The organism is Streptomyces sp. ALB3 (assembly GCF_044385685.1).
Classification (GTDB): Bacteria; Actinomycetota; Actinomycetes; order Streptomycetales; family Streptomycetaceae; genus Streptomyces.
Genome location: NZ_JBISCE010000040.1, coordinates 43175 through 68753, shown reverse-complemented (window position 1 = coordinate 68753; position 25579 = coordinate 43175). Strand labels below are relative to the sequence as shown.

At 70.8% G+C, this 25579-nt stretch carries 27 protein-coding genes; 20 read left to right on the top strand and 7 right to left on the bottom strand.

The annotated features are described in order from the left end of the window. Positions 1-111 precede the first annotated feature (111 nt). The 5 genes from ACHFIV_RS26070 (at position 112) to ACHFIV_RS26050 (ending at position 4500) form a co-directional block, all read left to right on the top strand. Complete coding sequence (locus ACHFIV_RS26070; protein WP_398973712.1) at positions 112-1185, top strand: nitronate monooxygenase; 1074 nt, start codon at positions 112-114, stop codon at positions 1183-1185. Beyond that, positions 1182-1928: a 16S rRNA (uracil(1498)-N(3))-methyltransferase gene (locus ACHFIV_RS26065; protein ID WP_398973710.1), complete on the top strand. Its 747-nt coding sequence runs from the start codon at positions 1182-1184 to the stop codon at positions 1926-1928. The genes ACHFIV_RS26070 and ACHFIV_RS26065 overlap by 4 nt, the downstream gene beginning before the upstream one ends. A 77-nt stretch (positions 1929-2005) precedes the next feature. Beyond that, positions 2006-2365, top strand: a complete 360-nt coding sequence (locus tag ACHFIV_RS26060; protein WP_398973707.1) for a histidine triad nucleotide-binding protein — start codon at positions 2006-2008, stop codon at positions 2363-2365. A 223-nt stretch (positions 2366-2588) separates the two neighbouring features. After that, positions 2589-3497: a ribonuclease Z gene (locus tag ACHFIV_RS26055; protein ID WP_398973705.1), complete on the top strand. Its 909-nt coding sequence runs from the start codon at positions 2589-2591 to the stop codon at positions 3495-3497. 10 nt (positions 3498-3507) lie between these two features. Then, positions 3508-4500 carry an adenosine deaminase gene (locus tag ACHFIV_RS26050; protein WP_398973702.1) on the top strand — a complete coding sequence of 331 codons (993 nt, stop codon included), beginning with the start codon at positions 3508-3510 and terminating at the stop codon, positions 4498-4500. Here the strand turns inward: ACHFIV_RS26050 and ACHFIV_RS26045 are convergent. Further along, the gene (locus tag ACHFIV_RS26045; protein ID WP_398973700.1) at positions 4464-5822 is read right to left on the bottom strand and encodes an MFS transporter; all 1359 of its coding nucleotides are present in this window, start codon (positions 5820-5822) and stop codon (positions 4464-4466) included. The genes ACHFIV_RS26050 and ACHFIV_RS26045 overlap by 37 nt on opposite strands. Before the next feature lie 409 nt (positions 5823-6231). Here ACHFIV_RS26045 and ACHFIV_RS26040 point away from each other — a divergent pair, with 409 nt between their 5' ends. The 7 genes from ACHFIV_RS26040 to era all read left to right on the top strand — a co-directional run bounded on the left by ACHFIV_RS26040 (position 6232) and on the right by era (position 12235). After that, on the top strand, positions 6232-7335 hold the full coding sequence (locus tag ACHFIV_RS26040) for a carbohydrate kinase family protein (RefSeq protein ID WP_398973697.1): 1104 nt from the start codon (positions 6232-6234) through the stop codon (positions 7333-7335). A 127-nt stretch (positions 7336-7462) separates the two neighbouring features. Further along, complete coding sequence (locus ACHFIV_RS26035) at positions 7463-8485, top strand: PhoH family protein (protein WP_398973695.1); 1023 nt, start codon at positions 7463-7465, stop codon at positions 8483-8485. Positions 8486-8497: 12 nt separating this feature from the next. After that, positions 8498-8995 carry an rRNA maturation RNase YbeY gene (gene ybeY / locus ACHFIV_RS26030; RefSeq protein ID WP_148018624.1) on the top strand — a complete coding sequence of 166 codons (498 nt, stop codon included), beginning with the start codon at positions 8498-8500 and terminating at the stop codon, positions 8993-8995. Beyond that, a complete protein-coding gene (locus tag ACHFIV_RS26025; RefSeq protein ID WP_398973692.1) occupies positions 8992-10275 on the top strand; it encodes a hemolysin family protein in 1284 nt (427 codons plus the stop codon). The genes ybeY and ACHFIV_RS26025 overlap by 4 nt, the downstream gene beginning before the upstream one ends. After that, positions 10272-10625, top strand: a complete 354-nt coding sequence (locus ACHFIV_RS26020; RefSeq protein ID WP_398973690.1) for an MmcQ/YjbR family DNA-binding protein — start codon at positions 10272-10274, stop codon at positions 10623-10625. Before ACHFIV_RS26025 ends, ACHFIV_RS26020 begins: the two co-directional genes overlap by 4 nt. 230 nt (positions 10626-10855) lie before the next feature. Further along, complete coding sequence (locus ACHFIV_RS26015) at positions 10856-11209, top strand: cytidine deaminase (protein WP_398973688.1); 354 nt, start codon at positions 10856-10858, stop codon at positions 11207-11209. 51 nt (positions 11210-11260) lie between these two features. Then, positions 11261-12235, top strand: a complete 975-nt coding sequence (gene era, locus ACHFIV_RS26010; protein WP_187281951.1) for a GTPase Era — start codon at positions 11261-11263, stop codon at positions 12233-12235. 65 nt (positions 12236-12300) lie between these two features. Here the strand turns inward: era and ACHFIV_RS26005 are convergent, their stop codons facing one another. Together ACHFIV_RS26005 and ACHFIV_RS26000 are read right to left on the bottom strand one after the other, a co-directional pair. Beyond that, complete coding sequence (locus tag ACHFIV_RS26005) at positions 12301-12567, bottom strand: protealysin inhibitor emfourin (RefSeq protein WP_398973686.1); 267 nt, start codon at positions 12565-12567, stop codon at positions 12301-12303. Between the two features lie 53 nt (positions 12568-12620). Next, positions 12621-13697 (bottom strand): M4 family metallopeptidase, encoded by a 1077-nt coding sequence (locus tag ACHFIV_RS26000; RefSeq protein WP_398973683.1) that lies wholly within the window; start codon positions 13695-13697, stop codon positions 12621-12623. 292 nt (positions 13698-13989) lie between these two features. On the opposite strand from ACHFIV_RS26000, the gene leuA reads away from it, so the two are divergent. The 4 genes from leuA to ACHFIV_RS25980 all read left to right on the top strand — a co-directional run bounded on the left by leuA (position 13990) and on the right by ACHFIV_RS25980 (position 18444). Beyond that, positions 13990-15780 carry a 2-isopropylmalate synthase gene (gene leuA / locus ACHFIV_RS25995; protein WP_398973680.1) on the top strand — a complete coding sequence of 597 codons (1791 nt, stop codon included), beginning with the start codon at positions 13990-13992 and terminating at the stop codon, positions 15778-15780. A gap of 202 nt (positions 15781-15982) precedes the next feature. Beyond that, positions 15983-16684, top strand: a complete 702-nt coding sequence (locus tag ACHFIV_RS25990; protein WP_398973678.1) for a TerB family tellurite resistance protein — start codon at positions 15983-15985, stop codon at positions 16682-16684. A gap of 178 nt (positions 16685-16862) precedes the next feature. Next, the gene (recO, locus tag ACHFIV_RS25985; RefSeq protein ID WP_398973674.1) at positions 16863-17609 is read left to right on the top strand and encodes a DNA repair protein RecO; all 747 of its coding nucleotides are present in this window, start codon (positions 16863-16865) and stop codon (positions 17607-17609) included. A gap of 22 nt (positions 17610-17631) precedes the next feature. Continuing rightward, positions 17632-18444, top strand: a complete 813-nt coding sequence (locus ACHFIV_RS25980) for an isoprenyl transferase (protein ID WP_398973671.1) — start codon at positions 17632-17634, stop codon at positions 18442-18444. A 63-nt stretch (positions 18445-18507) separates the two neighbouring features. Here ACHFIV_RS25980 and ACHFIV_RS25975 read toward each other — a convergent pair whose 3' ends face one another. The 4 genes from ACHFIV_RS25975 to ACHFIV_RS25960 all read right to left on the bottom strand — a co-directional run bounded on the left by ACHFIV_RS25975 (position 18508) and on the right by ACHFIV_RS25960 (position 21713). Beyond that, entirely contained in the window at positions 18508-18942 is a 435-nt protein-coding gene (locus ACHFIV_RS25975; RefSeq protein WP_398973947.1) for a Fur family transcriptional regulator, read from the bottom strand. A 73-nt stretch (positions 18943-19015) separates the two neighbouring features. Then, entirely contained in the window at positions 19016-19912 is an 897-nt protein-coding gene (locus ACHFIV_RS25970; protein WP_398973668.1) for a metal ABC transporter permease, read from the bottom strand. Positions 19913-19914: 2 nt separating this feature from the next. Further along, positions 19915-20691, bottom strand: coding sequence for a metal ABC transporter ATP-binding protein (locus ACHFIV_RS25965; RefSeq protein WP_398973666.1), 777 nt, complete (start codon positions 20689-20691; stop codon positions 19915-19917). A 35-nt stretch (positions 20692-20726) separates the two neighbouring features. After that, complete coding sequence (locus ACHFIV_RS25960) at positions 20727-21713, bottom strand: metal ABC transporter substrate-binding protein (protein WP_398973663.1); 987 nt, start codon at positions 21711-21713, stop codon at positions 20727-20729. A 193-nt stretch (positions 21714-21906) separates the two neighbouring features. Here ACHFIV_RS25960 and ACHFIV_RS25955 point away from each other — a divergent pair, with 193 nt between their 5' ends. The 4 genes from ACHFIV_RS25955 to dusB all read left to right on the top strand — a co-directional run bounded on the left by ACHFIV_RS25955 (position 21907) and on the right by dusB (position 25288). Further along, positions 21907-23289, top strand: a complete 1383-nt coding sequence (locus ACHFIV_RS25955; protein WP_398973660.1) for a glycine--tRNA ligase — start codon at positions 21907-21909, stop codon at positions 23287-23289. Between the two features lie 95 nt (positions 23290-23384). Then, the gene (locus ACHFIV_RS25950; protein WP_398973657.1) at positions 23385-23588 is read left to right on the top strand and encodes a hypothetical protein; all 204 of its coding nucleotides are present in this window, start codon (positions 23385-23387) and stop codon (positions 23586-23588) included. Positions 23589-23771: 183 nt separating this feature from the next. Continuing rightward, the gene (locus ACHFIV_RS25945; protein WP_398973655.1) at positions 23772-23978 is read left to right on the top strand and encodes a DUF6243 family protein; all 207 of its coding nucleotides are present in this window, start codon (positions 23772-23774) and stop codon (positions 23976-23978) included. 161 nt (positions 23979-24139) lie between these two features. Then, positions 24140-25288 carry a tRNA dihydrouridine synthase DusB gene (dusB, locus tag ACHFIV_RS25940; protein WP_398973652.1) on the top strand — a complete coding sequence of 383 codons (1149 nt, stop codon included), beginning with the start codon at positions 24140-24142 and terminating at the stop codon, positions 25286-25288. Positions 25289-25579 lie beyond the last annotated feature (291 nt).

The following is a 25579-nucleotide window of genomic DNA, read 5'->3' as shown; positions in this document are numbered from 1 at the left end:
CGCACCGCCCGCCGGTTCCTCACCGGCGGGCGGTGCCGTGCGTGTGGCGGCCGGTCCGCCGTCCGAAAGGGCTGATTCGGCACGATCCGCCGGACGTGGCACGATGCGGTCATGTCCTTGGCGCTGACGGATCTCTTCCGGTACCCGGTCGTGCAGGCCCCCATGGCGGGCGGCGTGTCACGCCCGGAGCTGGTCGCCGCCGTCGCCGAGGCCGGAGGACTCGGCCTCCTCGCCGCCGGCTACAAGACGGCGGACGGGATGTACAACGAGGTCAAGCAGCTCCGCAGGCTGACCGGCCGGCCCTTCGGCGTCAACCTCTTCATGCCGCATCCGCCGGTCGCCGACCCCAGCGCGGTCGATCTCTACCGCGACCAGCTCGCCGGTGAGGCCTCCTGGTACGAGACGCCCCTGGGAGACCCGGACTCCAGCGGCGACGACGGCTACGAGGCCAAGGTCGCGATCCTGCTGGAGGACCCCGTACCGCTGGTCTCCTTCACCTTCGGCTGTCCCACCCGCGAGGTGCTCGACGCGTTCGCCGCCGCCGGCACGCTCACCGTCGTCACGGTCACCTCGCCCCAGGAGGCCCGGAACGCCCAGTGGGCGGGCGCCGCCGCCCTCTGCGTCCAGGGCGGCGAGGCGGGCGGCCACCAGTCCACCCACCGCGACGACCCACAGGGCGGCCTCACCGGCACCGGACTGCTCACACTGATCGCCGAAGTCCGCGAGTCCTCGTCCCTGCCGGTCGTCGCGGCCGGAGGCCTGATGCGGGGCTCGCAGATCACGGCCGTCCTGGCGGCCGGGGCCGACGCGGCGCAGCTCGGTACGGCGTTCCTGCCGTGCCCCGAGTCGGGAGCCCACCCGCTGCACAAGCAGGCCCTCACCGACCCGCTGTTCGTGACGACGGCCCTGACCCGGGCCTTCTCCGGCCGTCCCGCACGCGGGCTGGTCAACCGGTTCGTACGGGAGCACGGCCCGTACGCCCCGGCCGCCTACCCGCAGGTGCACCACCTGACCAGCGGGCTGCGCAGGGCCGCCGCCCTGGCGGGGGACGCGCAGGGCATGGCCCTCTGGGCGGGCCAGGGCCACCGGATGGCACGCGAGATGCCCGCCGGGGAGCTCGTGGGCCTGCTCGCCGCCGAAATGGAAGCCGCACGTGCGGCAGTGAGTGGGAGGAGTGCCCGGTGACGGCACCGGTCTTCGTCGTGGAACAGCTGCCCGACGCACCAGAGTTCGTCCTGGAGGGTCCCGAAGGGCGGCACGCCGTCTCCGTGAAGCGGCTGAACCCGGGGGAGGACGTCGTCCTGACCGACGGGCGGGGCCGCTGGGCGGAAGGCGTCGTACGGGCGGCCGAGGGCAAGGACCGGCTCGTGGTCACCGGCCTCGCAGGCGTTCACGAGGAGCCGGCGCCCGCGCCCCGCATCACCGTCGTCCAGGCCCTGCCCAAGGGTGACCGCGGTGAGCTCGCCGTGGAGACGATGACCGAGACGGGCGTCGACGTGATCGTGCCCTGGCAGGCCGCCCGCTGCATCACGCAGTGGAAGGGTGACCGCGGGCTCAAGTCCCTGGCCAAGTGGCGCAGCACGGCGCGTGAGGCGGGAAAGCAGTCGCGCCGGGTGCGTTTCCCCGAGGTGGCCGAGGCCATGACGACCAGGCAGGTCGCCGCCCTGCTGGCAGGGGCCGACTTCGCGGGCGTCCTGCACGAGGACCGCGACAGCGGCAGCGAGCCGCTCGCCACCGCCCAGCTCCCCACCCACGGCACGATCGTGCTGGTCGTGGGTCCGGAGGGCGGGGTGTCGCCCCAGGAGCTGGCCGCCTTCGCCGGGGCGGGGGCGCCCCCTTACCGGCTCGGCCCCAGCGTGCTGCGCACCTCGACCGCGGGAACGGCCGCGGCGGCCCTGCTGATGGGACGCACCGGGCGCTGGAGCTGAGAGCCGTCCGCCGCGCCCCGGCCGGATAGCATGCCGGTGTACGGATCACAGGAGCGAACGACCGAGGAGGCCGGGCCATGGCGGGAGAGCCGCAGACCGACTGCCTGTTCTGCAAGATCGTTACAGGCGACATCCCGGCGACCGTCGTCCGCGAGAGCGAGACGACCGTCGCCTTCCGCGACATAAACCCCCAGGCCCCGACCCACGTCCTGGTCATCCCCAAGGCGCACTACCCGGACGCCGCCGCGCTCGCCGCCGCCGAACCGCAGACAGCCGCCGACGTGCTGCGCGAGGCGGGGCTGGTCGCCGCCGACGAGAAGCTCACCGGGAGCGGCTACCGCATCGTCCTCAACACCGGTGCCGGCGCCGGACAGACCGTGTTCCACGCGCACGCCCACGTCCTGGGCGGGCGCGGGATGCAGTGGCCCCCCGGATAGGGCCCCTCCCGACGGGTGACGCCGGTACGTGGCCTCTGGCGCCGTCCCCGGTGGCGCCCTCGTCCGCCGGCACCGGTCCTCCGCGTTCCGGCCCCGCGCGAACGGGGGAGCTGCGCCGGCCGTGTCCCCTCCGCCGTGCGACGCACGACCCCGCCGTTCCCTGAATCAGGCCCGGACCAGCCCGGCCTGATCCGGACGAAAGACCCTAGGCAGGCCGCCACCCGTGTCCGTACGAGAACTCGTGATCCTCGGCACCGCCAGCCAGGTGCCGACCCGTCACCGCAATCACAACGGCTATCTGCTGCGCTGGGACGGCGAGGGCATCCTCTTCGACCCGGGCGAGGGGACCCAGCGCCAGATGCTGCGGGCGGGCGTCGCCGCGCACGACATCAACCGGATCTGCGTCACGCACTTCCACGGCGACCACTCGCTGGGCCTGGCCGGCGTGATCCAGCGGATCAACCTCGACCAGGTCCCGCACCCGGTCACCGCCCACTACCCGGCGAGCGGACAGCGTTTCTTCGACCGGCTGCGGTACGCCACCGCCTACCGGGAGTCGGTCGAGCTGACCGAGGCCCCGGTCGCCGCCGACGGTGTCCTCGTCACCACCGCCTCGTACACCCTCGAGGGCCGTCGGCTCTCCCACCCCGTCGAGTCCTACGGGTACCGCCTCACCGAGCCAGACCGGGTGCGCATGCTTCCCGCGAAGCTGGCCCAACACGGCATCGGGGGGCCCGACGTCGGACGGATCCAGAGAGAGGGCGTCCTGCGCGGCATCCCGCTGGAAGAGGTCTCCGAGCCCCGCCGGGGACAGCGCTTCGCGTTCGTCATGGACACCCGCCTGTGCGACGGCGCGTTCGCCCTCGCCGAGCGATGCGACATGCTGGTCATCGAGTCGACGTTCCTCGACGAGGACGGCGGACTCGCCGCCGACCACGGTCACCTCACCGCCGGCCAGGCGGCCCGGGTGGCGAAGGAGTCGGACGTACGGCACCTCGTGCTGACGCACTTCTCCCAGCGCTACACCGACCCCGACGTCTTCGAGCGCCAGGCCAGGGCAGCCGGCTTCGAAGGCGAACTGACCATCGCCCAGGACCTGATCAGGGTCCCGGTACCCACCCGCCACACGTAACGAGAACCCCGTGCACCTCCCCAAAGCCGAACTCCACCTCCACATCGAAGGCACCCTCGAACCCGAGCTGGCCTTCGCGCTCGCCGCGCGCAACGGCGTGGACCTGCCGTACGCGGACACCGAAGAGCTGCGCACCGCCTACCTCTTCGAGGACCTGCAGAGCTTCCTCGACCTCTACTACGCCCTCATGGCGGTGCTGCGCACCGAGGAGGACTTCGCCGAACTGGCCGACGCCTACCTCACCCGCGCCGCCGCCCAGGGCGTCCGGCACGCGGAGATCTTCTTCGACCCGCAGGCCCACACCGACCGCGGCGTGCCGATCGGCACCGTCATCGAAGGGCTCGGCAGGGCGCTGGACCGCAGCGAGGAGACGCACGGCGTCTCCACCCAGCTGATCATGTGCTTCCTGCGGGACAAGTCCGCCGAGTCGGCGCTGGAGACGCTGGAGAGCGCGAAGCCCCACCTGCACCGCATCAGCGCCGTGGGCCTGGACTCGGCGGAGGTCGGCCACCCGCCCGCGAAGTTCCGCGAGGTGTACGCGGCGGCCACGGCCCTCGGCCTGCGCAAGGTGGCCCACGCCGGCGAGGAGGGCCCGCCGGAGTACATCCGGGAGGCCCTGGACATCCTCGGAGTCGAACGCGTCGACCACGGCCTGCGCTGCATGGAGGACCCGGAGCTGGTGGACCGGCTGGTCTCCGAGCGGATCCCGCTGACGCTCTGCCCGCTCTCCAACGTACGGCTCCGCGCGATCGACGTCCTGGAGCAGCACCCGCTGCGGGCCATGATGGACGCGGGCCTGCTCTGCACGGTGAACTCCGACGATCCCGCCTACTTCGGCGGATACGTCGGAGACACCTTCCACGCCGTGCACGAGGCGCTCGGCCTGGACCGGGAGCAGCTGCGCACGCTGGCCCGCAACTCCTTCGAGGCGGCCTTCCTCGACCACGACGAGGAGCGCAGGGCGCGCTACCTCTGCGAGGTCGAGGCGTACGCGTTCGACTGAACGGCACCGCCGGACGGGCCGGCCGTCCGGAACGCGCTCCGCACCAGCCGCCTGCGCCGCAGCGCGGGCACGCTGATCTCCGCGACGGCCTGCTCCGGCGCGCCCAGCTTGGGCACCGCGCCGGACAGGCTGTTGGTCGTGGCGGCGAGGAGTGCGGCCGGGGCGCCGCCCCTGCGGCGGACGGAACCGGGCACCAGCGGGCGCCCGCCGGTGTGCAGCGCCACGGCGGTGACCGGGGCCGCGACAAGGAGCGTGGCGGCCCCCAGGATGAGGCCCATCACCGCGTAGCCCGCCTGCGCGGAGAGCACGCTGCCGAGGAGCGGGCCGCAGGCCGTACCGACGGACGAGGCCGAGCCCGCGAGAACCGCCCAGCGGCCGCGCACGTCCAGGGACGCCGCCAGACCGATCAGGTACGACAGGACCACCGGGTAGAAGGTGTTCCACGCGATCTCACCGGTCGCGAACGACCCCAGGTCGTCGGCCGAGGAGCTGAGCACGATGCTCCCCGCGATGATCATGGTGCCGAGGCCGATCGGCACCGCGCGCCCGAGCCGGGCGCCCAGCACGCCGGCACCCATGACGCCCAGCAGTCCCGCGCCCAGCGCGGCGGCGAACACGGCTCCCACGGTCACCTCGGAGAGGCCCACCTGATCGGCGCCGATACGGCTGCTCACGCCCCACAGGGCGTTCTGCGCCATGGACCAGACGAGCATTCCGCCGGCCAGTACGAGCCCCGACCGCCGGTGCGGCAGCCGCCCCTGGACCGGCGACGTCCCCGCGACGGGCGTGGCGCCGCCCAGCCGGGCGGTGGCGGGCCACACCAGGAGCGCGACCACCGCGATGGAGGCGAACGGCAGCCGGTGGCCACCACCCAGGTGAGGGATCGTCAGGTAGAGGGCACCCGCCGTCGCCGAGACGCTGAGCAGCCCGAGCGACGAGGTCCGGTGCGGATCGCGCTGCGCGGCGATGCCGGACGCCGCGACGGCGGTCGCCGTACCGGACCCGAAACCGCCCACCACGACGCCCAGGACCACCAGCGGCACCGAGGTGGTCACCGCCGCGCAGCCGTAGCCGACCGCCGCCAGCAGCAGCCCCGCACGTGCCGGTCTCCGCGACCCGTATCTCTCGACGCGACCCGCAAGCGCGAAGCCGGCCGAGGCCGAACTGAGCAGCAGGGCGCTGCCGACCAGACCGGCCTGGGCGGAGCTCAGCCCCAGATAGGTGCCGAGGCGGCCGACGATGGTGGGGAGGAGATAGGCGGCGAGGTAACCGGCGGTGAACACGGCGACCAGGGGCCACGCGGCGCGAGGGCGCGAGGACATGGGCGTTCCTGAGGACATGCCAGAAGAGGCGGGAGAAGGCAGGGGAGGGTGGAGCGGGTACGGCGGGGGAGGGCAGAGCGGGGGTAAGGCAGGGGAGGGGAAAGCGGGGCAAGGCAGGGGAGGGTGGAGCGAGAAGAAGCGGGAGAAGCGGCACTCGTCGTCAACCGTCCCGACCGACCGGTGCTCGCGGGCCAATTTGTATCAAGCGCGAACCGAAGACGGAAAGTCGGCTCGATGTGATCTGGGTCACAGCTTGGTTTATGCGTCTCCGAGCCGGGTAGCAACGCATGTTTATGCAGGTCGGGGTCAGTGCGCACCAGGCGGCGTGGGCGCTGCGGAGGGGCGGGCGCATCCGGCAGACTGGCCGGATCTCCTACTGTTCAGATCCGCCACGGCCGGGGAGCGCACGGTGAGCACAGCTGATCCAGGAATCGACCCGCTGCTCGGGCTGCGTGTCCCGCAGGATCCGGCCTGCGACGTGTTCCTGACCGGCACGGTCTTCCTGGACATCGTCTTCACCGGCCTGGACAGCGCCCCGGTGCGCGGGACCGAGTCGTGGGCCCGGGGGATGGGTTCGAGCCCCGGGGGCGTCGCCAACATGGCCACCGCGCTCGCCCGCCTCGGCCTGCACACCTCGCTGGCCGCCGCGTTCGGTGACGACCACTACGGCGAGTACTGCTGGGACGCCCTCCAGCAGGGCGAGGGCATCGACCTGACCATGTCGCGCACGGTTCCCGGCTGGCACTCACCCGTCACCGTCTCCATGGCGTACGAGGGGGAGCGCACCATGGTCTCGCACGGCCACGAGGCGCCGGCCCCCGCCGCGCCCCCGGGGCACGGGCCCGCTTTCCCGCACTGCCCGCCGCGCGCACGCGCCGCCATCGCCTCGCTGACCCCCGGCCGCAGCGAACCCTGGGTGGCCGCGGCGGCCCGGAACGGTGCCATGGTCTTCGCCGACGTCGGCTGGGACGAGACCGGCCGCTGGGACCTGGACGCCCTGCCCGACCTCGGGCACTGCCTGGCCTTCCTGCCCAACGCGGAGGAGGCCATGCGCTACACCCGCACCGACTGCCCGCGCGCGGCCGCCCACGCCCTGGCCGAACGGGTGCCCCTCGCCGTGGTCACCCTCGGCGCGGAGGGTGCCTACGCGGTGGACCGGGAGACCGGGACCGCAGCCGAGGTGCCCGCCATCGAGGTCGAGGCACTGGACCCCACCGGGGCGGGCGACGTCTTCGTCGCCGGGTTCGTCACGGGGACACTGGCCGGCTGGCCGCTGGCCGACCGCCTCGCCTTCGCCGGGCTGACGGCGGCCCTCTCGGTGCAGGAGTTCGGGGGATCACTGTCCGCACCCGGATGGGCGGAGATCGGCGGCTGGTGGCAGCAGGTCCGCACGTACGCGGACCAGGACCCCGTGGCCTTGGGGCGCTACGCCTTCCTGGAGGACCTCCTGCCCGCCACGAGCAGGGCCTGGCCCCTGCGCCGTGCCGTCCCCACCATCGGCTTCCGGCAGTGAGGAGCGGATGATCACCGGGTAAAACCTCTCGGCGTTGTCGGCGGGGAGTCGTACGCTTGTAGTCCAGAGGCAGTCGAGCAGCGACGGCCCTGCAACGGGAGGTATGCGCAGGCCCGAGGGCCGGCCCATGACTCAGTCACCTACACAGCCGCAGGCGCGCGCCCACATCAGCATCCCGGCCGCACACCCGATGGTGATGCTCCTCGGATCGGGCGACTCGCTGCTGCGCGTCATCGAAACGGCGTTCCCGGCCGTCGACATCCATGTCCGGGGCAACGAGATAAGCGCGACTGGAAGTGCGGCCGACGTCGCCCTGATCCAGCGCCTGTTCGACGAGATGGTGCTGGTGCTCCGCACCGGTCTGCCGATGACGGAGGACGCTGTGGAACGCTCGATCGCCATGCTCAGGGCGAACGGCAACGGCGACGGGGAGGCCGCAGAGACCCCCGCCGAGGTGCTCACCCAGAACATCCTCTCCAGCCGTGGTCGCACGATCCGCCCCAAGACGCTCAACCAGAAGCGGTACGTCGACGCGATCGACAAGCACACCATCGTCTTCGGCATCGGCCCGGCGGGCACCGGCAAGACCTACCTCGCCATGGCCAAGGCGGTGCAGGCGCTGCAGTCCAAGCAGGTCAGCCGCATCATCCTCACCAGGCCGGCCGTCGAGGCGGGGGAGCGGCTGGGCTTCCTGCCCGGCACGCTCTTCGACAAGATCGACCCCTACCTGCGGCCGCTCTACGACGCCCTGCACGACATGCTCGACCCCGACACGATCCCCCGGCTGATGGCGGCGGGCACGATCGAGGTCGCGCCGCTGGCGTACATGCGCGGCCGGACCCTGAACGACGCGTTCATCATCCTCGACGAGGCGCAGAACACCAGCGCCGAGCAGATGAAGATGTTCCTCACCCGCCTGGGCTTCGACTCGAAGATCGTCGTCACCGGCGACGTCACCCAGGTGGACCTGCCGAACGGCACCAGGAGCGGCCTGCGCCAGGTCCAGGAGATCCTGGACGACGTCAAGGACGTGCACTTCTCCAAGCTCACCTCCCAGGATGTCGTCCGGCACAAGCTCGTCGGCCGTATCGTCGACGCGTACGAGAAGTACGACAACGCAGACGGCCGCAACAGCCGCAACGGGAAGTAGTCGCAGCGCACCATGTCGATCGACGTCAACAACGAGTCCGGAACCGAGGTCGACGAGCAGGCGATCCTCGACATCGCCCGCTACGCCCTCGCCCGGATGCGGATCCACCCGCTCTCCGAGCTGTCGGTGATCGTGGTGGACACCGCCGCCATGGAGCAGCTCCACATCCAGTGGATGGACCTCCCGGGCCCCACGGACGTCATGTCCTTCCCGATGGACGAGCTCCGTCCCCCGGCGAAGGACGACGAGGAGCCCCCGCAGGGGCTCCTCGGTGACATCGTGCTCTGTCCGGAGGTCGCGAAGAAGCAGGGCGAGGACGCGGAGACCCAGCACTCCATGGACGAGGAGCTGCAGTTGCTCACGGTCCACGGAGTGCTGCACCTCCTCGGCTACGACCACGAGGAGCCGGACGAGAAGGCCGAGATGTTCGGGCTCCAGGCGGCCATCGTCGACGGCTGGCGCGGTGAGCACGGGCTGACCGGGCCGTCCCCCGCCCCCACCGTCTCGTGAGCGCCCCCCTCATCTCCGGCGCCGTCCTGCTGATCGTCGTCGGCTGGCTCGCGGCCTGTGCCGAGGCCGGCATCGCGCGTACGTCGAGCTTCCGCGCGGCCGAGGCCGTGCGCGCGGGGCGCCGCGGCAGCGCCAAGCTGGAGCAGGTCGCCGCCGACCCGACCCGCTACCTCAACGTCGCGCTGCTCGTCCGGGTTGCCTGTGAGATGTCGGCCGGCGTGCTCGTCACGTACGCCTGCCTGAAGGAGTTCCCGGAGACCTGGGAGGCGCTGGCCGTCGCCATGGGTGTGATGGTCCTCGTCAGCTACGTCGCCATCGGCGTCTCGCCGCGCACCATCGGACGCCAGCACCCGCTGAACACGGCGACGGCCGCGGCGTACGTGCTGCTGCCGCTGGCCAGGATCATGGGCCCGGTCCCGCAGTTGCTGATCCTCCTGGGTAACGCGTTGACCCCGGGCAAGGGCTTCCGCAAGGGCCCCTTCGCGAGCGAGGCGGAACTGCGTGCGATGGTCGACCTCGCCGAGCAGGAGTCGCTCATCGAGGACGAGGAGCGCCGCATGGTGCACTCGGTCTTCGAGCTCGGCGACACCCTCGTGCGCGAGGTCATGGTGCCCCGCACCGACCTGGTCTGCATCGAGCGCTACAAGACGGTCCGTCAGGCGCTGACCCTCGCGCTGCGCTCCGGCTTCTCGCGGATCCCGGTCACCGGGGAGAACGAGGACGACATCGTCGGGATCGTGTACCTCAAGGACCTGGTGCGCAAGACGCACATCAACCGGGACGCGGAGGCGGACCTGGTGTCCACGGCGATGCGCCCCGCGGCGTTCGTCCCCGACACGAAGAACGCCGGTGACCTGCTGCGTGAGATGCAGCAGGACCGCAGCCACGTCGCCGTCGTCATCGACGAGTACGGCGGCACCGCCGGCATCGTCACCATCGAGGACATCCTCGAGGAGATCGTCGGCGAGATCACCGACGAGTACGACCGCGAACTCCCGCCCGTCGAGGAGCTGGAGAACGGCTGCTTCCGGGTGACTGCCAGGCTCGACATCGGCGACCTCGGGGAGCTGTTCGGCCTCGACGCCTACGACGACGAGGACGTGGAAACGGTCGGCGGTCTGCTGGCGAAGGCGCTCGGGCGGGTCCCGATCTCCGGAGCCTCCTCGCTCGTCGACCTCCCCGACGGCCGCAAGCTCCGCCTCACCGCGGAGTCCCCGGCGGGACGCAGGAACAAGATCGTCACGGTGCTGGTGGAACCGGAGGGGACGGAAGCGGCATGACTCCCCAGGAACTGCGCGCGTTCTGCCTGGAGTTCGACGCGAGCACGGAGGAGTTCCCCTTCGGGCCGGAGGCCTCGGTCTTCAAGGTCCTGGGGAAGATGTTCGCCCTCAGCGCGCTCGACGGACGGCCCCTGACGGTCAGCCTCAAGTGCGACCCGGACGAGGCGCTGCGGCTCCGCAAGGAGCACGCCGCGATCGTCCCCGGCTGGCACCTGAACAAGCGGCACTGGAACACCGTCACGGTGTCCGGGCTGCCGGACCGGATGGTCCGGGAGCTCGTGGAGGACAGCTACGACCTGGTGGTGGCCGGGCTCCCCAAGGCGGAACGGCTGCGCCTGGACCGGCCCTAGCGGCCCGCGGAAGCGAGCGCCGTCAGGCACGCCGCGGACCGGCGCCCGCCGCCCGGCCCGTCATGATCACGTTGCAGCCGCGACCGCGACCACCAGGCGTACGCACTCGGACAGGGAGCCCCGCGTGCGCGTGACCCGCCCGAGGGCCGCCGCGGCTCGGTGTACCCGGTTCCATGACCGGGGGGACCCCGTCGACAGGCGGGTGCCCGCCGTGTTCGTATGCTCAGCACATGACCGACAGCACCGGCCCCGGCGCCGAGGACCGCAAGATCGTCACACTGGCGCGCAGCGTCCGCGCCCGCAACGGAGTGCCCGAGGGCGCGGCCGTGCGGGACGAGACGGGACGCACGTACGCCGCCGGCACCGTGGCGCTGGACTCGCTGAGGCTCAGCGCACTGCAGACCGCCGTCGCGATGGCCGTGGCCAGCGGTGCCACGTCCCTGGAGGCGGCGGCCGTCGTCTCCGAGGCCGCGACCGCCTCGGAAGCCGACCGGGCCGCCGTCCGTGACCTGGGAGGGCCTGACACACCCGTGCTCCTCGCGGGGCCCGACGGGACACTCCGGTCCACGGTGACCGCCGGCTGATTCGGGCCGGCGGCGCCCTGCTGTGCAACGCCGCCGTCCGGATCGGGGAGAATGGGCGCCATGAGCGCTCGACCGAACACAGAAGCTGCTGCGCAGCAGGCTGAGAACACCGCCCCCCACCGGGCCGGCTTCGCCTGCTTCGTGGGCCGCCCCAACGCGGGCAAGTCCACCCTCACGAACGCTCTGGTCGGTCAGAAGGTGGCGATCACCTCCAACCGCCCCCAGACCACCCGGCACACCGTGCGGGGCATCGTGCACCGTGACGACGCCCAGCTGATCCTGGTCGACACACCCGGTCTCCACAAGCCGCGCACGCTGCTCGGGGAGCGGCTGAACGACGTCGTGCGGACCACCTGGGCCGAGGTCGACGTCATCGGCTTCTGCCTGCCCGCCGACCAGAAGCTCGGCCCCGGCGACAAGTTCATCGTCAAGGAGCTCGCCGGGATCAAGAAGACCCCGAAGATCGCGATCATCACCAAGACCGACCTGGTGGAGTCCAAGGCGCTCGCCGAGCAGCTGCTGGCCGTCTCCGCGCTGGCCGACGAGCTCGGCTTCGAATGGGCCGAGATCATTCCGGTCTCGGCGGTCAAGGACCAGCAGGTGAGCCTGCTGGCCGATCTGATCGCCCCGCTGCTGCCGGAGAGCCCCCCGCTCTACCCGGAGGGCGACCTCACCGACGAGCCGGAGATGGTCATGGTCGCCGAGCTCATCCGCGAGGCCGCGCTGGAGGGCGTACGGGACGAGCTCCCGCACTCCATCGCCGTCGTCGTCGAGGAGATGCTCCCCCGCGAGGACCGGCCGGCGGACAAGCCGCTGCTGGACATCCACGCCAACGTCTACATCGAGCGGCCCAGCCAGAAGGGCATCATCATCGGCCCGAAGGGGAAGCGGCTCAAGGACGTGGGCACGAAGTCGCGCAAGCACATCGAGGCACTGCTGGGGACGCCCGTCTTCCTGGATCTGCACGTGAAGGTCGCCAAGGACTGGCAGCGCGACCCGAAGCAGCTGCGCAAGCTGGGGTTCTGAGCGCGGCCCCGGCGAGACCTCCCGGGCCCGTTCCCGCCCCACGGGGCGGGAACGGGCCCGGGAGCTTACGCGCCCTCTTTCAGGACCTTCGCGACGAGCGTCCGCTGTGCCTCGGTCAGCAGTGGGTCCGCGCAGTCGACCGCACGGTCGCCCACCGTGATCCGGTAGCGGAAGCCGTCCGCCACCCCGGCGGGCGGGCCTCCCCGGCCGGCGGCGAGCGCCGCCTCGGCCAGGGACTCCCAGTCCGCGGCGTCGGCACGCCCCGAGGTCTCGACCTCACCGCGGCGTGCGATGCCGGCGAACCCACCGGTCCGGCTCACCTGAATGCGCATGCGTACTGGCTCCTGCCTGACCCGACCGGACGACCCCGCGTGTACCTACCCGGTCAGCGGGTCGGCACGCCCACCTCCGACCACGCCTTCAGTACCGCCTCCGCCTCGTCGCCCTCCCCGAACCTGTGCCGCGCCGCCGCGACGGTCAGCTTGGCGAAGTCCGTGAAGGACGCGTCCTGGGCGAGTTCACCGCCGGTCAGCACGTCGAACCAGATCCGGCCGGCCCGCTCCCAGGAGTTCCCGCCGAGCGCCGTGGCGAGCAGGTAGAAGGCGCGGTTGGGGATGCCGGAGTTGATGTGGACCCCGCCGTTGTCCTCGTCCGTCTCGACGTAGTCGTCCATCGACCCGGGCTGGGGGTCCTTGCCGAGCACGTCGTCGTCGTACGCCGTGCCCGGGGCCTTCATCGAGCGCAGCGCGGCACCGCTGACCCGGGGGGCGAGCAGCCCCTCACCGATCAGCCAGTCGCCCTGGTCCGCGCTCTGGGCCAGTGAGTACTGCTTGACCAGGGAACCGAAGACGTCCGAGACGGATTCGTTGAGCGCCCCCGACTGGCCCTCGTACGCCAGGTTGGCCGTGTACTGGGTCAGGCCGTGCGCCAGCTCGTGGGCGATCACGTCGATGGCGACGGTGAAGTCGAGGAAGATCTCGCCGTCCCCGTCCCCGAAGACCATCTGCTCACCGTCGAAGAACGCGTTGTTGTACTTCTCGTCGTAGTGCACGGAGCCGATGAGCGGCAGCCCCTTGCCGTCGATCGAGCTGCGGCCGTACTCCGTGAGCAGCAGATCGAAGGTCGCGCCGAGTCCCGCGTACGCGCGGTTGACACTGGCGTCCTGGGTGGGCTCCTCGCCCTCGTCGCGGACCTTGACCCCCGGCAGGTCCGTGCCGTGCCGGCAGTCGTAGAGGGTGCGGTGCGGTTTGGCCGGGACCGGGGCGGAGGTGCCTGTGGCCTGGGGGGTCCAGGCCAGCGCGGTCACCCGCCGGTGGTGACGTCGCGCGCCGTCGGCCTCCAGGGTGCGGCGCGCGGGCTCGGCGAGGAGCGGATCGTCTGCCTGGGACAGCTTGTCGAGGACGTGGGGCGGCACGATGGTGCAGAAGACGGGCTGGAACCCGTTGTTCGGTCGAGGCTGCATACCAACGACTGTGGCACTCAGTCACCACACTGTCACTGGTTGCGATCGCGATTGACGAAATAGAGTGATGTATCACCGTTCTGCCTGCACGGCGGCTTGATCCCGCATACTGATACGGACCGACGCACCAGGCGCCCCTCGGTTAGTGTTGCCGCATCATGCGTTTCGGGCTGCTCCTTCTTAGCTGCCGCGGCGAGGGCCTGTAGTCGTAGGCCGGCTCCCTCCCCGCGGAGTTCGCTGTTGCAGCGACACAGTCGGCCGCCCCTGCTGGACCTCAGAGGAGCCGTACGCCATGACCGCAGTGAATCCCTCCGCGCACAGTGATGCCGTCACCCCCGTCGGTGGCCCCACCCCCGTGACCAACGCGAAGCAACTGCAGAAGCCCTCCGGTATGCCGGTGCACAAGTACCGCGGCTACGAGGCCGTGGACATCTCCGACCGCACCTGGCCGGACAACCGCATCACCAAGGCGCCCCGCTGGCTGTCCACCGACCTGCGCGACGGCAACCAGGCCCTGATCGACCCCATGTCGCCGGCACGCAAGCGAGAGATGTTCGATCTGCTCGTACGCATGGGCTACAAGGAGATCGAGGTCGGCTTCCCGTCCTCGGGCGAGACCGACTTCGCGTTCGTGCGCTCCATCATCGAAGAGGGCGCGATCCCCGAGGACGTGACGATCTCCGTCCTGACGCAGGCCCGTGAGGAACTGATCGAGCGCACCGTCGAATCGCTGCGCGGCGCCCACCGGGCCACGGTCCACCTGTACAACGCCACCGCCCCCACCTTCCGCCGCGTGGTCTTCCGCGGCTCGAAGGAGGAGGTCAAGCAGATCGCCGTGGACGGCACCCGCCTGGTCATGGAGTACGCGGACAAGATCCTGGGCGACGAGACGGTCTTCGGCTACCAGTACAGCCCGGAGATCTTCACCGACACCGAGCTGGACTTCGCCCTGGAGGTCTGCGAGGCCGTCTGCGACGTGTGGCAGCCGGAGGAGGGCCGCGAGATCATCCTCAACCTGCCCGCCACCGTGGAGCGTTCGACGCCCTCCACCCACGCGGACCGCTTCGAGTGGATGTCCCGCAACCTGACCCGCCGCGAGTACGTCTGCCTGTCGGTCCACCCGCACAACGACCGGGGGACCGCCGTGGCCGCCGCCGAGCTGGCGATCATGGCGGGCGCCGACCGCATCGAGGGCTGCCTGTTCGGCCAGGGCGAGCGCACCGGCAACGTCGACCTGGTCACCCTGGGCATGAACCTCTTCTCGCAGGGCGTCGACCCGCAGATCGACTTCTCGCAGATCGACGAGATCCGCCGCACCAGCGAGTACTGCAACCAGATGGAGGTCCACCCGCGCCACCCCTACGCGGGCGACCTGGTCTACACCGCCTTCTCCGGCTCCCACCAGGACGCCATCAAGAAGGGCTTCGACGCGATGGAGGCCGACGCGGCCTCCCAGGGGAAGACCGTCGACGACATCGAGTGGGCCGTGCCGTACCTGCCGATCGACCCGAAGGACGTCGGCCGCTCCTACGAGGCCGTCATCCGGGTCAACTCGCAGTCCGGCAAGGGCGGTATCGCCTACGTCCTGAAGAACGACCACAAGCTGGACCTGCCGCGCCGGATGCAGATCGAGTTCTCCCGGATCATTCAGGCCAAGACCGATGCCGAGGGCGGCGAGGTCACCCCGCTCCAGATCTGGTCGACCTTCCGGGACGAGTACCTGCCGAGCCCGGAGAACGCCTGGGGCCGCGTGCAGATCCGTTCCGGCCAGACGACCACCGGCACCGACGGCCAGGACACGATCACCGTCGAGGCCACCGTCGACGGCACGGACACGGTGCTGACCGGCACGGGCAACGGTCCGATCTCGGCGTTCTTCGAAGCGCTGCAGGCCATCGGCATCGACGCCCGCCTGCTGGACTACACCGAGCACACGATGAGCGAGGGTGCCAGCGCGCAGGCGGCCTCCTACATCGAGTGCGCGATCGACGGCAAGGTGCTGTGGGGCATCGGTATCGACGCCAACACCACGCGCGCCTCGCTCAAGGCCGTCGTCTCCGCGGTCAACCGCGCGACCCGCTGACACCACCGCGCGGCATTCCGGACAAACGTCTGATACGCCGCCGGAGCGCATGGCCCCGGAGCCCCGTTCACCCGTCACGGGTGGGCGGGGTTCGGCCATATCCCGGGGTTGTGACGTCCGGAATACTGACGCCGCAACACGCATGTGGCTAACATCACGTCCAACGCGGCAGTGTTGCCGTGGTGTTACGGAGGTGTGCGACGTGCGGACAGCCAAAGGACGACGCGCCGTAGGACTGCGCATCTACGGCATCCGTACCGTCTGGGACACCGTGGGTGACGGCGAGTTCTTCTGCCCGTGCTGCGGGGGCGACCGCAACTACCGACGCCTCAGCGGCCGTCACCGTCTCACCGTCCTCGGCCTGCCCCTGCTGGCCCGGGGCAGCGCGGGACCGGTCGTCGCCTGTGCGGCCTGCGGTACGCACTTCGCGCCCGAGGCACTCGACCACCCCACCACCACCCGCTTCTCCGCCATGCTGCGGGAGGCCGTGCACACGGTCACGCTGGCCGTGCTCGCCGCGGGCGGCACCACCTCCCGCACGGTCCTGGAGACCGCGGCCGCCACCGTCCGCGACGCCGGACTCGACGACTGCTCCCAGGAGCAGCTCTTCACCATCGTCGAGGTGCTCGCCGCCGACACCGGGCACGGCGACGGTGCCGACCCCGCCGCCGAGGCCTGCGGCGCCGCCCTCGCCATCGAGCTCCACGAGGTACTGAAGCCCCTCGCGCCGCACCTGGCCGTGGCCGGCCGTGAAACGGTCCTGCTGCGCGGCGCGAGAATCGCGCTCGCCGACGGCCCGTACACCCAGGCGGAGCGCCACGTGCTGACGACGGTGGGCAGCGCGCTCCAGCTCTGCCCCGCGGACACCGCGAAGCTGCTCGAGGCGGCGCGTACGCCTTCGTAGGCGCTCGGGAGCGGTGCGGGAGCCCCACGGGGCACCGGCGGGCCCGCGTGCGCCCTGGCGGGCCCCGGGAGCCGTCGTGCGCCCCGTCGGCAGGCCCCTGGAGGCACCCACGGGACGCCGGGAGCCCAGGAGCGAGGACCGCCGACGGGCGCCGGCCCCGGTGGGCGACAATGGGCGCATGAGCTTGTTCCGGGACGACGGCGTCGTGCTGCGTACGCAGAAGCTGGGCGAGGCCGACCGGATCATCACGATCCTGACCCGCGGCCACGGGCGGGTGCGTGCCGTGGCGCGCGGGGTGCGCCGCACCAAGTCGAAGTTCGGTGCGCGGCTGGAGCCCTTCTCCCATGTGGACGTGCAGTTCTTCGCCCGCGGCAGCGAGCTGGTCGGCCGAGGGCTCCCCCTGTGCACGCAGAGCGAGACGATCGCCCCGTACGGGGGCGGCATCGTCTCCGACTACGCCCGCTACACCGCGGGAACCGCGATGCTGGAGACCGCCGAGCGGTTCACCGACCACGAGGGCGAGCCGGCGGTCCAGCAGTACCTGCTGCTCGTCGGGGGGCTCCGCACCCTCGCACGCGCCGAGCACGCGCCCAACCTCATCCTGGACGCGTTCCTGCTGCGCTCCCTGGCGGTCAACGGCTACGCCCCCAGCTTCGACGACTGCGCCAGATGCGGAATGCCCGGACCGAACCGGTTCTTCTCCGTCGCGGCGGGCGGTGCCGTGTGCGGCGACTGCCGGGTGCCCGGCAGCGTCGTACCCTCGGCGGAGGCCCTCGAACTGCTGAGCGCGTTGCTCACCGGCGACTGGGAGACGGCGGACGCGTCCGAGGCGCGCCATGTCAGGGAGGGGAGCGGACTCGTGTCCGCCTATCTGCACTGGCATCTGGAGCGCGGCCTGCGCTCGCTGCGGTACGTGGAGAACTGACACAGGGAGACGAGAGAAGCTCATGGCAGTACGCGGGATGCTCGGCGGCCGTAGCCGGCGTGAGTACAAGACGCCGGAGCCGCACCCCTCCGGCGCCACCCCTCCGGACATCCCCGGCGAGCTCGTGCCCAGGCACGTCGCCGTCGTGATGGACGGGAACGGCCGCTGGGCCAAGGAGCGGGGCCTTCCGCGCACCGAGGGGCACAAGGTCGGTGAGGGCGTCGTCATGGACGTCCTCAAGGGCTGCATCGAGATGGGCGTCAAGAACCTCTCGCTGTACGCGTTCTCCACGGAGAACTGGAAGCGCTCACCGGACGAGGTGAAGTTCCTCATGAACTTCAACCGGGACGTCATCCGCCGCCGCCGCGACGAGATGGACGAGCTCGGCATCCGTATCCGCTGGGTCGGCCGCATGCCGAAGCTGTGGAAGTCCGTCGTGCAGGAGCTCCAGGTCGCACAGGAGCAGACGAAGGACAACGACGCGATGACGCTGTACTTCTGCGTCAACTACGGCGGCCGGGCGGAGATCGCCGACGCGGCGCAGCGCATCGCCCAGGACGTCGCGGCGGGCAAGCTCGATCCCTCGAAGGTCAACGAGAAGACCTTCGCCAAGTACATCTACTACCCGGACATGCCGGACGTGGACCTGTTCGTCCGTCCCAGTGGTGAGCAGCGCACGTCCAACTACCTGATCTGGCAGAGCGCGTACGCCGAGATGGTCTTCCAGGACGTCCTGTGGCCGGACTTCGACCGCCGCGACCTGTGGAACGCCTGCCTGGAGTTCGCCCGCCGCGACCGGCGCTTCGGCGGGGCCGAGGACATCATCAAGGGCTGAGACGGCCCGGAGGGGCCCCGTCGCCGGGGCCCCTCCGGAGCCGGTCGTCCTGGGTGCCCCGGGTCAGTCCTTCGCCCCCGCGCACTCCGCGCAGGTCCCGAAGATCTCCACCGTGTGGGCCACGTTCACATAGCCGTGCTGCGAGGCGACGGTCTCGGCCCACTGCTCCACGGCGGGGCCCTCGACCTCGACGGCCTTGCCGCAGACGCGGCAGACCAGATGGTGATGGTGGTCACCGGTCGAGCAGCGCCGGTAGACGGCCTCGCCGTCGGTCGTGCGCAGGACGTCGACCTCGCCGGCGTCGGCGAGCGACTGGAGGGTGCGGTAGACCGTGGTCAGCCCGACCGAGTCGCCACGGTGCTTGAGCACATCGTGCAGGTCCTGGGCGCTGCGGAACTCGTCGACCTCGTCGAGCGCCGCCGCCACCGCCGCCCGTTGCCGGGTGGACCGGCCGCGCACCGGAGCCGCGTTCGTGCCACTGATCGGCGCCGTCGCCACCGCTGCCTCCTCGTGTCGCCCGTACGTACGTCGGGCCATTGTGCCAGCCCCTCCGGGCGGCACGGTCGACACGTCAGACACGGACGTCGTCCGAGGCCGGGCGGGCCGCCGGTACCTCAAGGGTGCACCGGTCCGCCTCGTTCCCGCGGTTCCGGGCGCGCCTGCGGGCCAGGGGGGTGGCGAGCGCCGTCAGCACGACGAAGGCGGCGATGGCCAGCAGCACGATCGTCGCGCCGGGCGGCACGTCCTGGTAGTACGAGGTCACGGTGCCCGCCAGGGTGACGGCCGTACCGATGGCGACGGCCAGGACGAACGTCACCTTGAAGGACTTCGAGATCTGCTGTGCGGCGGCGACCGGCACCACCATCAGCGCGCTGACCAGCAGCAGGCCGACGACCCGCATCGCCACCGTGACGGTGATCGCCGCCGTCACGGCGACCAGCAGGTTGAGCGCGCGCACCGGCAGGCCGGTGACCCGGGCGAACTCCTCGTCCTGGCTGACCGCGAACAGCTGTCGCCGCAGCCCGACGGTGACCAGCACCACGAACGCGGCCAGGACCACGATCGCGGTGACGTCCTCCTCGGAGACCGTGGACAGGGACCCGAAGAGGAACGAGGTCAGGTTGGCGTTGGAGCCGGTGTCCGACAGGTTGATCAGCATCACCCCGCCCGCCATGCCGCCGTAGAACAGCATGGCCAGGGCGATGTCGCCCCGGGTGCGTCCGTACCAGCGGATCAGTTCCATGACGACCGAGCCGGCCACGGCGACGAGCGTCGCCATCCAGACGGGGTTGGTGGAGAGCAGGAAGCCGAGACCGACGCCGGTCATCGCCACGTGGCCGATGCCGTCGCCCATCAGGGCCTGACGGCGCTGGACCAGATAGATGCCGATGGCGGGGGCGGTGATCCCGACCAGGACGGCCGCGATCAGGGCCCGCTGCATGAAGGGGGGGTTCAGGAATTCCAGCATGGTCAGCTCAGCAGTCCCGTCCGGACGGGCTCGGAGGCCGCGTGGGGGTGTACGTGGTCGTGGCCGGGGAGCGCGTGCTGGCCCACGGCCTCGGGAGGCGGCCCGTCGTGCATGACGCAGCCGTCACGCAGGACGATCGCCCGGTCGATCAGCGGTTCCAGCGCGCCGAGCTCATGGAGGACGAGCAGCACCGTCGCTCCGCCGGCGACCTGCTCGCGCAGTGTCGTGGCGAGGATCTCCTGGCTGGCCAGGTCGACGCCGGCCATCGGCTCGTCCATGATCAGCACCTCGGGCTCGGAGGCGAGCGCGCGGGCGATGAGGACCCGCTGGTGCTGGCCGCCCGAGAGGGCGTTCACGGAGTCCTTGGCGCGGTCGGTGAGGCCGACCAGCTCGATGGCCCGGTCCACGGCCGCCCGGTCCGCCCGGCCCGGCAGCCGGAGCTTCGTACGGGACAGGCGCCCGGAGGCGACGACCTCGCGGACCGTGGCGGGGACGCCGCCCGCCGCCGTGGTGCGCTGGGGCACGTATCCCACACGGGCCCACTGGCGGAAGCGCCGCAGCGGGGTGCCGAACAGCTCGACGGTCCCGTCGGTGAGCGGCACCTGGCCGATGACGGAGCGGACGGCCGTGGACTTGCCGGATCCGTTCGCGCCGAGCAGGGCCACGACCTCACCGCGGTGGACGGTGAGGTCGACTCCGCGCAGCACGGGGCGCGCGCCGAGCGTCGCCGTGGCTCCGCGCAGACTGATCACGGGTTCTGGCGTACTGGACTCGGGCACGATCGCCTCCGGTGCTGCCGCGGGTGGTTCGGGGGTCACTTCGCGCCGAGGGCCTTCTGCAGCGCGGCGAGGTTGGACTTCATGACCTCGGTGTAGTCAGCGCCCGCGGACCTGTCCGTGATTCCCTCCAGCGGGTCCAGGACGGCGGTCTCCAGGCCGAGGTCCTTCGCCAGGGTCTTCGCGGTCCTGTCACTCGCGAGCGTCTCGAAGAACACCGTGGTGGCCTTGTTCTTCTCGGCGACGGAGTGGATCTCGTCGATCCGGGCGGGGCTGGGCTCGGCCTCGGGGTCGATGCCGGCGATGCCCTGCTGGGTGAGGCCGTAGCGCTCGGCGAGGTACCCGAATGCGGAGTGGGTCGTGATGAAGGTCTTCGTCGCGGTGTCCTTCAGCCCGGTCTTGTAGGCCTTGTCCAGGCCGTTCAGCTTCGCGACCAGCGTATCGGTGTTCTTCCGGTAGTCGGCGGCGTGCTCGGGGTCCGCCTTCTCCAGGGACTTCCCGACGCCCTCGGCGACCTCCGCGTACTTCACCGGGTCGAGCCAGACGTGGGGGTCGGCACCCTCGTGGGTGTGCTCCTCGCCCTCGTGGGCGTGCTCGTCGGCGTGCTCACCGCCCTCCTCGTGGGCGTGGCCGTCGACCTCGGCACCGTGGTTCTCGAGCGTGGTCAGCTCCGCCGCGTCCACCGTGTTCTTCACCCCGGCCTGCGCCACGGCGTCGTCGACGGCCGGCTGTATGCCCTTGAGGAAGAGGAGGTAGTCGGCTTCGCCCAGCTCTCCGATCTGCCGGGGGCTGAGCTCCAGGTCGTGCGGCTCCACACCCGGCTTCGTCAGCGAGGTGACGGAGACGTGGGAGCCGCCTATCTCCTCGGCCAGGAACTGCATCGGGTAGAAGGACGCCACCACGTCCAGCCTGCCGTCGTTCCCGCCCTCGGCCGCGTCGGAGGAGGAGCAGGCGGAGAGCGCGGTGAGACCGAGGGCTACTGCTCCGGCCACGGCGGCTGTGGGTATGAGGCGGCGTACGTTCATGACAGTCATTTTCAACAAAAGTGGAAACGATTGTCAACAAGGCTGATGAGATGCCCGGATCCGGACCCGGTGACCGCGATGCGCCCCACCGATTTGATCCAGGGGGTGCGCCCGCCGGTAATCTGGGGCATTCGCCCGCCCGGCGCTTCGCGCCGCCCCTGTCCAATTTCGCCGTCGTAATGAAGAGAGCACCGTGGCCGCCGACAAGATCGACACCATCGTCAGCCTGAGCAAGCGCCGTGGCTTCGTCTATCCCTGCAGTGAGATCTACGGCGGCCAGAAGGCCGCATGGGACTACGGGCCCCTGGGCGTCGAGCTGAAGGAGAACCTCAAGCGCCAGTGGTGGCGCTACATGGTGACCTCGCGCGAGGACGTGGTCGGTCTCGACTCGTCGGTCATCCTGGCCCCCGAGGTCTGGGTCGCCTCCGGCCACGTCGCCACGTTCTCCGACCCGCTCACCGAGTGCACCTCCTGTCACAAGCGCTACCGCGCCGACCACCTGGAGGAGGCGTACGAGGAGAAGCACGGCAAGCCGCCCGTGAACGGCCTGGCCGACCTCAACTGCCCCAACTGCGGCAACAAGGGCACCTTCACCGAGCCGAAGCAGTTCTCCGGCCTGCTCTCCACCCACCTCGGCCCGACCCAGGACTCCGGTTCGGTCGCCTACCTGCGCCCCGAGACCGCCCAGGGCATCTTCACCAACTTCGGCCAGGTACAGCAGACCTCGCGCAAGAAGCCGCCGTTCGGCATCGCGCAGATGGGCAAGTCCTTCCGGAACGAGATCACTCCGGGCAACTTCATCTTCCGCACGCGTGAGTTCGAGCAGATGGAGATGGAGTTCTTCGTCAAGCCGGGCGAGGACGAGCAGTGGCAGGAGTACTGGATGGAGCAGCGCTGGAACTGGTACACCGGCCTGGGCATGCGCGAGGAGAACATGCGGTGGTTCGAGCACCCGAAGGAGAAGCTCTCCCACTACTCCAAGCGCACCGCTGACATCGAGTACCGCTTCCGCTTCGGCGGCAGCGAGTGGGGCGAGCTCGAGGGCGTCGCCAACCGCACCGACTACGACCTCACGGCCCACTCCAAGGCGTCCGGTACGGACCTCTCCTACTTCGACCAGGAGAAGGGCGAGCGCTACACGCCGTACGTCATCGAGCCCGCGGCCGGTGTCGGCCGCTCGCTGCTCGCCTTCCTCCTCGACGCGTACAACGAGGACGAGGCGCCCAACGCCAAGGGCGTCATGGAGAAGCGGGCCGTGATGCGTCTCGACCCGCGCCTGGCGCCGGTCAAGGTCGCCGTCCTGCCGCTGTCCCGCAACCCGCAGCTGTCGCCGAAGGCCAAGGGCCTCGCGGCCGACCTGCGGCAGAACTGGAACATCGAGTTCGACGACGCGGGCGCCATCGGCCGCCGCTACCGCCGCCAGGACGAGATCGGCACGCCGTTCTGCGTCACCGTCGACTTCGACACCCTCGACGACAACGCGGTGACCGTGCGCGAGCGCGACACCATGAAGCAGGAGCGCGTCTCCCTGGACCAGATCCAGGGCTACCTCGGCTCCCGTCTGCTGGGCTGCTGACGCACCCCGGTCATCATGACGAGGCCCCCGGTTCCGCCGCGCGGAACCGGGGGCCTCGTGCACACTGGGCGCACTCGTCCACAGGGGAGGCCCGGATGCCGTCCATGACCACGAGCAAGGTCAGCCGATGGGACCAGCACGGCCGTGAACACGTCGTCCACGTGCGGAAGTCGGGGATGCAGCGGCAGCTGACCTGCGAGACCTGCGGATGGCGCAAGAGCGCGCAGTTCCTGCCCTGGCTGAAGGCCGAGGAGCACCTGACCGGAGCCCATCAGGCCACGGTCGACCCGAGCTCCTGAGCCGCTGTCGAGGCGTGGCCGGAAAAGCGGATGAAGCACCCCGCGTGGCCGGGGTACCTTTCCGTCATGTCTTCGTTCTTCCAGATCTACGAGTGAGCGTGCGACGGGCCCGACCGCCCGTCGCCCATCGGATCGATACACGACAGGTCATCCTCACCCCCTCACTACGAACGGGAGAACCCCGTGGCCAAGAGCCGCAACAACCTCCTCGGCGTGGGCGGACAGCGCAAGAAGCTGTCCCGCGCCGAACAGCAGGGCGCGAACCCCGCGCGCAACGACGACCGCAAGGCCGCCGAGGACAAGAAGCAGGAGCTCGTGCGCAAGATGCGTGAGCGCGCGGCAGCCGCCGCCGAGGCCGAGCCGGCGCAGGACGCGCCGGCCGGGAACTGACCAGGTACGACGTACGACCACGGGCCCGGACCACCTCGGTGGTCCGGGCCCGTGCCCGTCCCGCCGCACGCGCGGCAGGCCCCCAGGACGCAGCACGTCCCCTCGCGAGGGCCGGAGCGGCCGGCGACCGCGCCGCCCTCCGCGTACGGGACAATGGGGCCATGACCACGCTCGCCCCCGCCCTCCCGCTGCTCCGGATCGGCCCTCACACCGTGCAGCCGCCGGTCGTGCTCGCACCCATGGCCGGCATCACCAACGCGCCCTTCCGCACCCTGTGCCGTGAGTTCTCGGGCGGCAAGGGGCTGTTCGTCAGCGAGATGATCACCACGCGGGCGCTGGTCGAGCGCAACGAGAAGACCATGCAGCTCATCCACTTCGACGCGAGCGAGACCCCGCGCTCCATCCAGCTGTACGGAGTGGACCCGGTCACCGTCGGCAAGGCGGTCCGCATGATCGTCGACGAGGGCCTCGCCGACCACATCGACCTGAACTTCGGCTGCCCGGTCCCCAAGGTCACCCGCAAGGGCGGCGGCTCCGCTCTCCCGTACAAGCGGCCCCTGCTCCGCGCGATCCTCCGGGAGGCCGTGGCACAGGCCGGTGACCTGCCGGTCACGATCAAGATGCGCAAGGGCATCGACGACGACCACACCACCTACCTGGACGCCGGCCGCATCGCCGTCGAGGAGGGCGTCACGGCGGTCGCCCTGCACGGCAGGACGACTGCCCAGCACTACGGCGGCACGGCCGACTGGGACGCCATCGCACGGCTCAAGGAGCACGTCCCCGAGATCCCCGTCCTCGGCAACGGTGACATCTGGAGCGCAGACGACGCCCTGCGGATGATGCGTGAGACCGGCTGCGACGGCGTCGTGGTCGGCCGCGGCTGCCTGGGCCGGCCCTGGCTCTTCGGCGACCTGGTGAGTGCCTTCGAGGGCACCGGAACGAGGCAGGCGCCCACCCTTCGCCAGGTCGCGGAGGTCATGCTGCGCCACGCGACGCTGCTGGGGGAGTGGATCGGTGACGAGAGCCGGGGCGTGATCGACTTCCGCAAGCACGTGGCCTGGTACCTCAAGGGCTTCGCGGTCGGCTCGGACATGCGCCGGAAGCTCGCGGTCACCTCGTCGCTGGAGGAGCTGGGCGGCCAGCTCCAGGAGCTCGACCTGGACCAGCCCTGGCCGGACGGCGCGGACGGCCCTCGGGGGCGCACGTCGGGCAACAACCGGGTGGCACTGCCGGACGGCTGGCTCAAGGACCCGTACGACTGCGCGGGCGTGAGCGCCGACGCGGAACTGGACACCTCGGGCGGCTGAACCGCCCCCGCACACGAGGCACCCAGTGCCCGCGAGAAGGCCCGCTCAGATGAGCGGGCTTTTCTCTTGATATCCGGGTCGGCGACCCATGATCACGGCCTGTAGGTGTGCGCCCGCTCTCACTCTGCCCGTGCGGGGTCACTTTGTGTCGCACTGGCGTAGCTTTGAGATGACCCGGAGTGAACTCCCGTGCGTCCGGATGGTGACATCTGAGCGCGGACGAGGGCGTGATTCTCGCCACCCTTGAGGCTGCTTCGGCTCAGATGAGCACCTTGATGGAGGCTGTACTTC